General features: G+C 60.8%; 10 protein-coding genes. 7 read left to right on the forward strand and 3 right to left on the reverse strand.

The annotated features are described in order from the left end of the window. Window positions 1-248 precede the first annotated feature (248 nt). Together AC2ETI_RS32085 and pdxA are read right to left on the reverse strand one after the other, a co-directional pair. Window positions 249-1016, reverse strand: a complete 768-nt coding sequence (locus tag AC2ETI_RS32085; RefSeq protein WP_483635010.1) for a DeoR/GlpR family DNA-binding transcription regulator — start codon at window positions 1014-1016, stop codon at window positions 249-251. 27 nt (window positions 1017-1043) lie between these two features. Next, window positions 1044-3284, reverse strand: a complete 2241-nt coding sequence (pdxA, locus tag AC2ETI_RS32090; protein ID WP_483635011.1) for a 4-hydroxythreonine-4-phosphate dehydrogenase PdxA — start codon at window positions 3282-3284, stop codon at window positions 1044-1046. 212 nt (window positions 3285-3496) lie between these two features. Here pdxA and AC2ETI_RS32095 point away from each other — a divergent pair, with 212 nt between their 5' ends. The 7 genes from AC2ETI_RS32095 to AC2ETI_RS32125 are packed head-to-tail and all read left to right on the forward strand — an operon-like array spanning window position 3497 to window position 10485. Next, window positions 3497-5074 carry an ABC transporter substrate-binding protein gene (locus AC2ETI_RS32095; RefSeq protein WP_336504259.1) on the forward strand — a complete coding sequence of 526 codons (1578 nt, stop codon included), beginning with the start codon at window positions 3497-3499 and terminating at the stop codon, window positions 5072-5074. 4 nt (window positions 5075-5078) lie between these two features. Beyond that, window positions 5079-6083 carry an ABC transporter permease gene (locus AC2ETI_RS32100; RefSeq protein ID WP_007732496.1) on the forward strand — a complete coding sequence of 335 codons (1005 nt, stop codon included), beginning with the start codon at window positions 5079-5081 and terminating at the stop codon, window positions 6081-6083. Then, a complete protein-coding gene (locus AC2ETI_RS32105) occupies window positions 6083-7030 on the forward strand; it encodes an ABC transporter permease (RefSeq protein ID WP_070386750.1) in 948 nt (315 codons plus the stop codon). The genes AC2ETI_RS32100 and AC2ETI_RS32105 overlap by 1 nt, the downstream gene beginning before the upstream one ends. A gap of 3 nt (window positions 7031-7033) precedes the next feature. Further along, window positions 7034-7867 carry an ABC transporter ATP-binding protein gene (locus AC2ETI_RS32110; protein ID WP_053062092.1) on the forward strand — a complete coding sequence of 278 codons (834 nt, stop codon included), beginning with the start codon at window positions 7034-7036 and terminating at the stop codon, window positions 7865-7867. After that, entirely contained in the window at window positions 7864-8730 is an 867-nt protein-coding gene (locus tag AC2ETI_RS32115; RefSeq protein ID WP_134999912.1) for an ATP-binding cassette domain-containing protein, read from the forward strand. The genes AC2ETI_RS32110 and AC2ETI_RS32115 overlap by 4 nt, the downstream gene beginning before the upstream one ends. Beyond that, a complete protein-coding gene (locus tag AC2ETI_RS32120) occupies window positions 8730-9689 on the forward strand; it encodes an aldo/keto reductase (protein ID WP_264613812.1) in 960 nt (319 codons plus the stop codon). The genes AC2ETI_RS32115 and AC2ETI_RS32120 overlap by 1 nt, the downstream gene beginning before the upstream one ends. Window positions 9690-9723: 34 nt before the next feature. Next, window positions 9724-10485, forward strand: coding sequence for an HpcH/HpaI aldolase family protein (locus AC2ETI_RS32125; RefSeq protein WP_019746656.1), 762 nt, complete (start codon window positions 9724-9726; stop codon window positions 10483-10485). Between the two features lie 63 nt (window positions 10486-10548). Here AC2ETI_RS32125 and AC2ETI_RS32130 read toward each other — a convergent pair whose 3' ends face one another. Next, window positions 10549-11973, reverse strand: a complete 1425-nt coding sequence (locus tag AC2ETI_RS32130) for an aldehyde dehydrogenase family protein (RefSeq protein ID WP_007732506.1) — start codon at window positions 11971-11973, stop codon at window positions 10549-10551. Window positions 11974-12442: the final 469 nt, after the last annotated feature.

Genomic DNA, 12442 nt, shown 5'->3' on the forward strand with positions numbered 1-12442 from the left:
AACTACTTCGAAATTTGGTCAGGCACTTCGTACAACCTCGTGTCACTCGCCGTGAAGGCGGGAGTCGGTGTCCGTGTCGCTCTGACTTGGAATAAGTTACGCGTCCGCCGAAGTCTTTGCCAAATCCACAGGTCAGAGACTCGGAGGTATCCATTTCCCCAGCAAGATTGCCCGATTCAGTCGATTTTCACCAATTCGGACATCATGTGACGCCGGACACCGTGGCCGGATCGGCACGCAGCGGGAACTCACACCACTTGGACTCGGATACCTGCATCCTCGAACAACGCGACTTGCTTTGCGTCTACTGCAGCATCGGTAACCAGCACGGCCCCCGGCGGTATCGGCGCCCACGCATGAAAAGGACGTTCACCAAGCTTGGCGGAGTGGGCGAGGATGTAGACCTCGCCGGCACGTTCGATCATCATTTCCTTGAGCCGGGTCTGATCGAGCTCAGCTTCACAAATACCCAGGTCAGCGGTAACTGCATCGGCACCGAGGAATGCCTTGTCAAACGACACCCGCTGCAGCGACGCTTCCGCCAGTGGCCCGACGAATCCTTGACTGAGCTGCCTCAGCGTCCCGCCGAGACATTCGACTCGAACACCATCAGCGTCGGCTAACGCCTCGAGCGCCGTCAGCCCTGCAGCGATCACCGTCAAATTCGTCACGTGACGTAAGAACTCTCCCATCGCTCCGACGGTGGTACCTGCATCAAGGAGCACGGTTTCTCCGGGCCGGACCTGCTCAGCAGCCCATTCGGCGATGCCCCGTTTGGCGTCGAATCCCTCCATTGCGCGTTGACGCAAGGAGGATTCCGGATGAGGGTTGAGAGCAATCGCCCCGCCGTACGTTCGAGCAATTACTCCCTGGGCAGTCAACTGACTCAGGTCGCGACGGATCGTAGATGCAGTCACCCCGAATTGGACAGACAGATCCTCGACACTGGCCAGACCGCTCGCGCGAGCGAGCCTCGCAATCTCCGACCGCCTCGCCTCCGACTCCCGGATGGCCATCGCTCCTCCCCCTACAAACCCTGGTGCTTACTTGGAAACGAATGTGCTGGTTGCCAATTCGGCCGCCTGCCGCAGCGCTTCGACCATACTACCGGCCTCGGCGATGCCCTTACCTGCAATGTCGAAAGCGGTTCCGTGATCGACGGAGGTACGGATGACAGGTAACCCGACGGTGATGTTGACGCCGGCCTCGATCCCGAGAACCTTGACCGGGCCGTGCCCCTGATCGTGGTACATCGCAACGATCAAGTCGTAGTCCCCACGTCCAGCGAGGAAGAATGCCGTGTCCGCCGGCAGTGGGCCGTGGACGTCGATTCCTTCTACCTTCAAGAGTTCGACGGCGGGAATGATCTTCTGCTCTTCCTCTCCGTACCCGAAAAGCCCGTTCTCCCCCGCGTGCGGGTTGATCCCGCACACGCCGATTTTCGGAGATGGATTGCCCGTACGCACCAAAGCTTCGTGACCTCGACGAATTGTCCTCTCGACCAGGCCGGGCTCGATCCTGGCAACTGCATCGAGCAGTCCGATGTGAGTGGTCACGTGAATCACCTTGAGCTTGGGGGTCGACAACATCATCGACACCTCCTCGGTACCGGTCAGGTGCGCAAGCAATTCGGTGTGTCCGGGATAGATGTGTCCTGCCGCATGCAGCGCTTCCTTGTTCAGCGGCGCCGTGCAGATCGACTGGACTTCACCGCGTACGGCGAGTTCGCTTGCGACGCGGATATATTGATAGGCCGCATCCCCCGCGACTGCCGACAGTTCACCCCAGGCGAGATCCTCGGGTAGCAAGTCCAGGTCGATGACGTTGATCCGTCCATCGATGAATTCAGCATCCTTGATCTCCTCGATCGCGACCACGTCGATGTCGATTCCGAGCACCGTGGCAGCCAATCGCAAACGCTTCGCGTCGCCGACAACAACAGGGCGGCAACGCTTTCTCGTTTCGGCGTCGAGGAGTGCGAGGACGATCACTTCCGGTCCGACGCCGGCGCCGTCGCCCATCGTGACAGCAATCAGCGGCAGTGGAGTGGATTCGATTGACATGGGATTAACCTCGTTGTCTGAAGGTGGACTGTCCGGAGCGTCGACCGGGATGGGGCGCGCGAGAAACTTCGTTATAGAGAAAAGACTGTGTGCATTCCCGAAACTGCCTGGCCGCGTGACGATGTACCGTCCGGTGTGGTCGACGGAAAGTACGGCGCCGTGTTCAATTTCGTAAATCGGTGACAAAGTGTCGATCCGCAGGCGGTCGAGAACGCTGCGCGCGGTTTCGCCACCGGTAAGAACCAAGTCGATCGGGTACTCGCCGTGGGAGAATCCTGCATCGACGGCAGCGATCAGATCGGCGAGAGCCGAAACGAGATGGACGGATTCTGCAGGCACGACAGGTCCACTTACCGAAACCACGACGTTTCCGCGATCCAGTGCGTTCAGAATCGGAAGCGGATCGACCGAATGCGCCAGGAGTTCAGCACTGTTCACTTCGATATGGTGCGCACCTGAATCCCGAAGCAATTCCACTTGGTCCCCGGCAGACGCATCCGCCGTCCCCACAACCACCAAAGTAGATCGAGAATCACGAAGAGATGGACGCACGACGGGTGACTGCACGGTTCGTCGTCGTGCCACTGCCGTCGCGAGCGCCGAGGTTCCTACCAATCGAGAACCCCGAACCTCCTGTGCTGCAGCCACAATCAGTTCCAGATCACTGTCGGTCTCGACGTCGCAGATCGCCACCGACCCGGCTTCTGAGATCGACGCAAGAACCTGGCTCAACCGCCCGGAGCGAATGTCGTCCAGCGATACGCCAGAAGTAATTGCCGACGAGCCGAGCGCCTCCGCAATCGACCGAGGAGCCGGCTTCGACTCCGCGCGCCACAGGTCGGTGGCGTGCAACGCAACCCCATCGACCAACACCACCCCGTCTTGCACCGTGCGCCCTTGCCTGGGCAGTCCGGCGGCGACGATGACCGGGGATCCGTCGCGGGAGAGTTCTCCAACCTCCGCCGCTATGTTGCCCCTGAGCAGGGAATCGATCTTCTTGACGATCTCGGAGCCGTCAGACGATTGCAGAACTGATCTCACGTCACGAGAGGCTCTGGCGGGGTCGGATCGCCGTGAGTGCAGATCGAAAACCGTCACTCCTGATCCGTCGGGCGCACCCGGGCCGAGTCGAAGCGATATGCCCGAACTGCGGAGCAGAAATCCTGCGGCCGACTCCGCGGCTCCGGAAAGATCATCAGCGATGATTACCAGTGGTTTCATCGAATTCCTCGACCCCCTTTCGGTCTGAATCGAGTATGCACAGCATCGCAACCGATGCGCGAAGTACGCAATCGAAGTTACGGGACTTGCGCGAAGTGCGCAACAGTGCCATTGTGAGCTGAGTTACAAGCGAGAGCCCGACGCGATTGTTCACCAACAGTCCGCTCGGAGCGTCGCCCCCACGCTGCCCCGTCAGGATCGAAAGGTCACCGATGACCAATACTCGTTTGCGAACACCACAGCTCTCCCGGCGATCCTTTCTGCAGTTCACCGGGCTGATCGGTGGCGCAACGCTTCTGGGCACGACTGCCGCGTGCGCCGGCCCTACCGGGAAACCGACACAGGACACCCTGGTGCTCGGGCTCAACCGTTCGCTCGTCAGCCTCGACAACAAACTCAATCAATTCGACGCAGCAGTCACGGCTCAACGTGGCGTCAGACAAGGTCTCACCCGGATCGGCGACAATCTGACACCGCAACTCGTTCTCGCTGACAGGTTCGAATCGACCGGCGCGACCGAGTGGACGGTTCGACTCCGCGAGGGCATCCGTTACTCCGACGGCACACCTGTGCTGATCGACGACGTCACGACGGCAATGCAGATGTACCAGCAGGTCAGCGGATCGTTTGTCGCACCGCAGTTCCCCGAGTGGCCGACGGTCGTCCCCATCGACGATCGCACCTTCATCCTTCGGACGAATTCCCCGGTGCCGGTTCTGGACTCGCTCATGTCCAACATCTTGATCACCCCGGCCGCTGCGAACGAACCCAACGAACTGCAGAGCGGAATCGGGTCTGGACCGTTCGTCGTCAGCGAATCGAACCGGGGCACCGGCGATTACACACTTGTCGCCAATGACAACTACTGGGGCCCGGCCCCTGGCGTTCGTCGTGTTCAGGTCCGCTTCATTCCCGAAGAGGCCGGCCGCGTCGTCGCACTTCGGAGCGGCGAGGTCGACGTCATCGACTCGATCAGTCCCGATTCCGCCGAACAACTCGCCGACCTGCCTGGTGTCCAGGTGGACACAGTGCCGAGCACACGCATCAACCAACTGTTCTTCAACTTCCGCAAGCCCGCCGATCACCCACTGTCCAATCCGCGTGTCCGAGAAGCTCTCACGTATGCCATCGACGGTGAGTCACTCGCTCGGGACGTGCTGATCGGATCCGCAGTCCCGGCCACCGGCCCCGCACCGTCGACCTTGGACGGAGCCGTGAAAACCGGTACTTACCAATATGATCCACGGAAAGCGCGGCAGATGCTCGCGGCCGAAGGCGCCGACGACCTCGAACTCACCTTCATCTGGGAAACCGGAGAGTTCACCAACGACGTCTCGGTGATGGAATCGGTACTCGAAATGATGAAGGCCGTGGGAGTACGCGTCAAACTCCAGCAGTTCGAACCGGGCGGTGACATCTCGTCCTGGCGCCAGGGCAAGACCGGCGACTGGGATGTGCTGGGCAACGGCTACGGCAACCAGACCGGACTTGCACTGACCACGTTGCAGGGGATGTACGCCGGCACAGCGGAGAAGGAAGCAACTCGCGACACCTATCACGGGTACGTCTTCCCCGAAATCACCGCGAAGATCCAAGCCGCATCCAGTGAACCAGACCCGACCAAGCGCGCCGCTCTACTCGACGCCGCACAACAAGACATCTGGAACACCTGGCCTTGCCTGTGGAGCTTCGTACCCAACGCACTCCTTGCGAAACGCACTCGTGTACAAAATGTTTCACTGACCCCGATCAACTCCTACGACCTCGGCGCCGTCCGATTGGAGGCCTGAGGCGATGACTCTCACCGCTCCGAAACCGCAAACCGCTCTCGGAATCTCTCCGCGTCGGCGCACAAGGATCAACCCGACCGTCAAATACGTGCTCAAACGCTTGGCACAGAGCGCCTTGACGATCTTCCTCACGCTCACAACAGTGTTCGTCCTCATCCGAATGGCTCCCGGCGATCCTGCCTACGCCTTGGCCGGACCGCTGGCCAGCACGGAGGATCTAGCACAAATCCGTGCTGACATGGGCTTGGACAAGTCGGTGTTCTCTCAATACCTGATCTACCTGTGGGACCTCGTCCATCTGAATCTCGGCACCTCGTACTCGTTCCAGGCGCCGGCCATGGACGTTGTCCTCGGCCGTCTCCCGTACACCATCACCCTGGCCGTCAGCTCCATTCTGCTGACCGCCGTGCTCTCGATTCCGCTGGGCGTGTGGATGGCCCGTCACGCGGACACCCGACGTGAACTCGGTGCGAACGTCGTGGCCGTCGGCGGGCAGTCCATGCCGGAGTTCTGGAGCGGCCTGATGCTGGTGACGATCTTCGCGGTCTTGATCCCAGTACTCCCGGCAGCCGGTTTCACCACATGGCCGTCGTTGATCCTGCCTACCGTCACCATCGCCATCCTTCAGATCGCGTTGATCTCCCGGATGGTTCGACGCGAAATGGTCTCGGCCTTCGCTTCTCCGTACATCACGGTCGCACGTTCTCGCGGAGTATCCGAACGCGAACTCACCTGGCGATATGCGATGCGTAATTCGGCGATTCCGATCGTCACCGCGCTGGGCACCAGATTTGCCGGAATGCTGAACGGCGTCGTGGTGGTCGAGGTCGTGTTCGCCTGGCCTGGTGTCGGCTCGCTGGTGGTCCGCGCACTCGAGACTCGCGACTACCCGCTCATCCAGGCCACCGTGCTTGTCACTGCGGTTCTCGCAGTGCTCGTGCAACTGGCAGTGGACCTCCTCTACCCCCTCCTGGATCCACGCGTGCGACTCGGAAAGGGCGCCAACTGATGACTACCGTCTTGGAACCTCCAACAACTCCACGCCCCAGCGCGGTCACCGAGGCAGACTTCGCACGCGCCGGAGCCACGCGCCGTAAGCGAGACAGCCGAGTCAAGATCTGGGCCGGCTCGATCTGCGCGCTCCTGGTGATTCTTCCTGTTGCATTGGCGGGACTACTCCCCCTTGCAGATCCGAACCAGACCAACCTGAGCAGTCGACGGCTACCGCCCCTCACCGACGGCCATCTGTTCGGCACCGATCAGTTGGGACGAGATCTCCTCTCACGGATCCTGCACGGCGGCCAGGTGTCTCTGACGATCGGTATTCTCGCCGTGATCGTCTCCGGGGTCATCGGCATAGTCGCCGGATCCGCCGCGGGGTACTTCGGTGGTTGGGTCGACACCGTGATCTCCCGCCTACTCGAAGCACAGCTTTCTCTGCCTCTGCTGATGATGCTGCTTCTCGTCGTTGCGCTGTTCGGTCCGTCCATTCCCGTCATCACGTTTGTCATCGCGATCGCGCAGTGGCCCGAGGTCGCACGGTTGACTCGCTCATTGGTACTCGTCGAACGCGAAAAGCCTTACGTAGCTGCAGCTCGAGTCCTCGGACTTACTCGCATGGCAATTCTGCTTCGTCACGTCATTCCGAACATCGTCAAGCAGGCCTCGCTCGTCGTCCTGCTGCTGCTCGCGCAGGCCGTACTGCTGGAAAGTTCGTTGAGTTACCTCGGCGCCGGACCGCAACGTCCGTTCGCAACGTGGGGACGAATCATCGCCGACGGCCAGGACTACATCACCACGTCATGGTGGATCGTCACGTTGACAGGTCTGATGATCGTTCTGCTGGTCGTCGGAGTGAACCTACTCGGCGACGGCTTGCGCGATCGTCCTGCAGGTTCGAAACGACTGGGCGCAAGCCTGTTCGGGCGTGGCAACGCCCAGAAAGCAAAGGCGTGAGACATGGGCAATCTACTACGGGTCGACGACCTCCAGATCGAACTTGTCACGGCGAATGGCGTCATCCGAGCCGTCGACGGGGTGTCCTTCTGCATCGACGCCGGTGAAACCGTCACCATCATCGGTGAATCCGGCTCCGGAAAGTCGACCACGGCCATGGGAATCCTCGGGCTGCTTCCGGACGATCTTGCCGTTCTTTCCGGGAAAGCCGTGTTCAAAGGCCAGGACATTCTCGGAAACACGAAGATCTTGAACGATATTCGTGGAAAACACATCGCCCTCATCCCCCAGGACCCGATGACGGCTCTGAGTCCCGTCCACACCATCGGCAGCCAACTTCGAGAAGCAGTGCGCCACAGCGGTGTGACCGCGAAGAAGCAACAAATCGAGCGGGCAGTGCAACTGCTCGAGCAGGTACGCATTCCGTATCCGGATCAGCAACTCGACAAGTACCCGCATCAACTGTCGGGTGGAATGCTGCAGCGCGTCCTCATCGCCGGAGCTCTTGCTGCCGGCCCCGAACTGATCGTGGCCGACGAACCCACCAGCGCATTGGACGTCACCGTTCAGGCCGGGATTCTGGATCTATTGCTCGAATTGCAGGAGCGCACCGGGATCGGAATGCTCGTCATCACCCACGACCTCGGAGTCGCCCGACTCGTATCCGATCGCATCTACGTGATGAAGGACGGACGTTTTGTCGAGACCGGTAACGCCGACGTTCTCGTCGACTCACCGCAAAGCGCCTACACACAAAAGCTTCTCGACGCCATACCGCACCTGGGGCCTTGGGATGGCGACCCCGCCCGTTCAACACAGATCGGAGCCTCGGCATGAACCCCCACGAAACGCCACTTCTCGCCGTCGAAGATCTCGTTGTCGAGTATCCGGTTCCCGACGGAGTTTTCCGAGCCGTGGATGCTGTGAGCTTCTCGGTGGAAAAGGGCAAGACCCTGGCCATCGTCGGCGAATCCGGATGTGGCAAGTCGACAATCGCTCGATCGATCGTCCGACTCCTCACACCGACCAGTGGACGCATTCTCGTCGACGGCAATGACATCGCGCATATGTCGGAGAAGTCACTGCGCCCCTTCCGCTCTCGCATTCAAATGGTGTTCCAAGATCCGTACGGATCGCTGGACCCCCATCTGACTGCCGAGGACATCATCGGAGAACCACTGCGCCTCAAAGGTGTTCGGAGCAAGTCTGAACGCGCCAAGGCAGCAGCAGAACTCGTCGATCGCGTTGGCCTACCCAGCTCGGCACTACACCGGCGTCCGGCGGAGTTCTCCGGTGGCCAACGTCAGCGCATCGGAATTGCCCGTGCACTTGCCAGCGGACCCGAGATCCTGGTCTGCGACGAAGCAACCAGCGCTCTCGACGTTTCGGTGCAAGCGCAGGTACTCGCGCTCCTACGTGAAATTCAGGCCGATACCGGTCTGACGTACGTTTTCATCTCACACAACTTGGGCGTCGTCCGAGAAATCAGCGAGACCGTAGTCGTGATGTCGAAAGGAACCATCGTCGAATCCGGTTCCACAGACACAGTTCTCGCCAGTCCGTGCGAGCCGTACACCCGCGCACTACGAGGCGCTGCTCTCGATCCCACCACCATGGTCGGCATCAAACCACGCCACGTGGTGGCAGCCCTGTCCAAGAACTTACTAGCCAAGCAGACCGAATCACGAGGAGTTGCCTGATGACCACCCCACTCGAGCTTCCGAAACTGGTGCTCGGCACTATGACCTTCGGAGATACGGTCGACATATCGAGTGCGGGATCGATGCTCGACGCAGCACTAGGCGCCGGTATCTCTCACATCGACACGGCCAACGGCTATGCGGGCGGTGAGTCCGAGCGCATGCTGGCAAAGCTCCTCCATGGCCGACGCGATTCCGTCACTCTGGCCACCAAAGCAGGAATGCCACACCCCGATGCCGGTGACAACAGCCCACTCTCGGCAAAGGGACTCCGAGCAAGCATCGAAGGAAGTCTGCGCAGACTCGACTCGGACTACGTCGACCTGTTCTATCTCCATCAGCCGGACCGAACCGTCACGCTGACCGAAACTCTTACCACCGTCGCGGAACTGGTTGCCGAGGGCAAGATCCGCACACTCGGCGTATCCAACTTTGCCGCGTGGCAAATCAGTGAAATCAACTACACCGCAGACACAGTCGGTGCTCCGCGACCGATCGTCGCACAACAGCTCTACAACTTGCTCGCGCGTCGCATCGAAGAAGAATACGCAGAATTCGCGGACGTGACCGGACTGACCACCATGGTCTACAACCCACTCGGTGGGGGCCTGCTCACCGGGCGCCACACCTTCGAGGAAAACCCCGTCGACGGCCGATTCGGCGACTCCCGTCTTGCGTCGATGTACAAGGAGCGATACTGGAACACACAGATCTTCGACGCCATTGCACAACTGACGGCGATCGCGGAACAGTCGGGCATCTCCCTGACCGAGCTTGCGTTGCGCTGGCTGGTCAGCAAACCCGTCGCCGGATCGCTGCTCCTCGGAGGATCCAAAGTTACGCACCTCGAATCCAATATCGCGGCCATCGGGCGAGGTCCACTCGACGCCTCGACCGTCGAAGAGTGTGATCTCGTCGGTGCCGCCCTACGAGGCCCCATGCCCAACTACAACCGCTGAAACACCCGACCTTCATCAGGAAGAGTTCTTCACTATGTCAGCACAGGAATTCGCCGCACGTATCCGAGGACGCGAACGCATTCTCGGATACTGGTCCGTCATCGACAGTCCGGTCTCGACCGAATGGATTGCGCACGTCGGCTGGGACTACATTGCCCTCGACATGCAGCACGGCCTGATCGGCTATTCGGGGATGGTCGCCGGGCTCACCGCCATCGACTCGTCACCGTCCACTGTCGGGATGGTGCGCGTCGAGGCAAACAATCCGACGCCCATCGGCCGTGCACTCGACGCGGGCGCTGTGGGCGTCATCGTTCCGCTGATCAACAACGCCGAAGAGGCAGCGGCCGCCGTGGCAGCCGCCAAGTATCCGCCTTTCGGCATCCGCTCCTACGGACCCATGCGCTCTCAACTCCGTATCGGCCCAGTTCCCGCCGACGCGAACCGCGACACCGTTGTATTTGCGATGATCGAGACCCCACAGGGTCTGGCGAACGTCGAAGAGATCTGCGCAGTGCCCGGTTTGGACGGCGTGTACGTCGGGCCGTCCGACCTACGAATCGCCGTCGGCGGTAAGCACTCCAACGATCCGGACGTCGCCGAGGAATTCGAAGCAGCGCTCACCCGGGTGCGCGAAGCTGCCGCCGTCAGCGGAGTCGCTGCGGGAATCCACACACCTTCCGGTCAGGTTGCGGCACAACGGCTCGGGGAGGGCTACACGTTCGCGACCGTGGCCTCGGACCTGACACATCTGGCGAACATCTCGGCTCAGCATTTGGATGCCGCCAAGTCCTGATCCGGGTACAAAAATGGCGATGCTCCCGCACTTGGTACGGGAGCATCGCCATTCTCGAACAAACTATCGCTGAATCGCCTTGATCTCGAGGAACTCTTCGAGCCCGAACGTGCCGGCCTCGCGCCCGACGCCCGACTGCTTGTACCCACCGAACGGAGCATTCGTGTTGAATGCTCCGCCGTTCACCTCGACCTGCCCGGCACGCAGTTGCCGTGCGACGCGATCCGCGCGATCGGGGTCACCTGACCAAACGCCACCGGCCAGTCCGTACTCGGTGCCGTTGGCGATCCGCACTGCGTCGGCCTCGTCTTTGTAACCCATGATCGAGAGGACCGGTCCGAAGATCTCCTCGCGCGCAATGGTCATGTCTTCGGTCACGTTCGCGAACACCGTCGGACCAACGAAATATCCACTGGCCAGACCGGTTTCGCGACCGTCGACAACCGCGGTGGCACCTTCCGACACACCTTTCTCGATGTATCCGCGAACGCGTCCCAGCTGATTCGCGTTCACCAGAGGACCAAGCACCGAAGTCGGCTGAGTCGGATCACCTACCGGGAAATGAGCGGCGACTGCAGCAGCAATTGCCGCTGCCTCATCCACCTTCTCCGCGGGAACCAACATACGCGTCAGCGCCGAACAGGTCTGGCCCGAATTGATGAAGCACTTTGCGACGCCATCCGTGACAGCCTTTTCGAGATCGGCGTCGTCGAGAATGACGTTCGCCGACTTGCCGCCCAGCTCGAGCGAGACCTTCTTGATGGTGTCCGCGGCAACGATGGCCACTCGCTTGCCTGCACGAGTCGATCCGGTGAAGGAGACCATGTCGACCTCAGGGTGGCCGGCGATGGCTTCGCCCACTACCGGGCCGTAGCCACTCACCAGGTTGAATACACCTGCAGGCAAACCAATTTCGTCGAAGATGTCAGCGAGAGCGTACGTGATGAGTGGCGCAACCTCGGTGGGCTTGAGAACCACGGTGCAGCCCGCGGCGAGCGCACCGCCGACCTTCAAGACAACTTGGTGGAGCGGGAAGTTCCAGGGAGTGATGGCGCCGACAACACCCGCAGGTTCGCGAACAATCAGCGAATTCCCGACCTCGTGAGCGTCGAAATCATAAGTGCGAGCCAATTCGGCAAATGCATTCAAATTCGCGAGCGGCATTCCGATTTGTACGGGCTTCGCGAATCCGATCGGCATTCCCATATCCTGCGAAACAAGCGCCGCAAGATCATCGGTGCGTTCGGCAATTATCGCCGCGGCCTTGGAAAGATATTCGGCGCGCTCACCGCCGGATAGTGCAGACCAGGCAGGGAACGCCTTTCGTGCTGCCTTCGCGGCCGCGTCGACATCTTCGACAGTGCCTTCGGCGACAGTTCCTATCAGCTCTTCGGTAGCCGGATTGAGAACGTCGATCCGACCGCTGCCAGTGGATTCGATCCAGGCGCCATCAACATAGATTTTGGTGCGGTCGAGAATATCGGTCATCGAAGCCTCCGTAGTCATCACGCGTGCACAGGTGAGGTGGGCCCGATCACACGGGGCACCTCTTCCGAGCCTAGCCACGCTCGACGGGTTCCGTGGCGGGTTGGTATCGCGATTGGCGTTCGACTGACGAGACCTGTGGTGAGCGCAGGCTTTTCGCGGATCGTGTGAACGTATCGTTCATCTCGTTGGAGGCGGTGAGAGTGTCGTTCGCTCGATCCCGGACGGGGTGGTGAGCCGGCCGTGCTTCCGCTCGTGATGGTGTGAACGGGGCGTTCGGTCGATCTGAGGCGACGAACGTACCGTTCGCTCGGAGAGTGCGGGGTGGTTTTGGGGGGGGTGTTTTGGGTACGAGAAAGCCCCCCAACCAGTACTGGTTGGGGGGCTTCTCTACATTGTGTTCGGCGGTGTCCTACTCTCCCACACCCTGTCGAGTGCAGTACCATCGGCGCTGAAGGGCTTAGCTTCCGGG

The organism is Rhodococcus sp. MurmanLake-1 (assembly GCF_056945715.1).

Excerpts from the sequence above, each read along its gene's own strand:
- AC2ETI_RS32085 (WP_483635010.1), bottom strand. The coding sequence starts at position 1,016 with ATGGCCATCCGGGAGTCGGAGGCGAGGCGGTCGGAGATTGCGAGGCTC.
- pdxA (WP_483635011.1), bottom strand. The coding sequence starts at position 3,284 with ATGAAACCACTGGTAATCATCGCTGATGATCTTTCCGGAGCCGCGGAG.
- AC2ETI_RS32095 (WP_336504259.1), top strand. The coding sequence starts at position 3,497 with ATGACCAATACTCGTTTGCGAACACCACAGCTCTCCCGGCGATCCTTT.
- AC2ETI_RS32100 (WP_007732496.1), top strand. The coding sequence starts at position 5,079 with ATGACTCTCACCGCTCCGAAACCGCAAACCGCTCTCGGAATCTCTCCG.
- AC2ETI_RS32105 (WP_070386750.1), top strand. The coding sequence starts at position 6,083 with ATGACTACCGTCTTGGAACCTCCAACAACTCCACGCCCCAGCGCGGTC.
- AC2ETI_RS32110 (WP_053062092.1), top strand. The coding sequence starts at position 7,034 with ATGGGCAATCTACTACGGGTCGACGACCTCCAGATCGAACTTGTCACG.
- AC2ETI_RS32115 (WP_134999912.1), top strand. The coding sequence starts at position 7,864 with ATGAACCCCCACGAAACGCCACTTCTCGCCGTCGAAGATCTCGTTGTC.
- AC2ETI_RS32120 (WP_264613812.1), top strand. The coding sequence starts at position 8,730 with ATGACCACCCCACTCGAGCTTCCGAAACTGGTGCTCGGCACTATGACC.
- AC2ETI_RS32125 (WP_019746656.1), top strand. The coding sequence starts at position 9,724 with ATGTCAGCACAGGAATTCGCCGCACGTATCCGAGGACGCGAACGCATT.
- AC2ETI_RS32130 (WP_007732506.1), bottom strand. The coding sequence starts at position 11,973 with ATGACCGATATTCTCGACCGCACCAAAATCTATGTTGATGGCGCCTGG.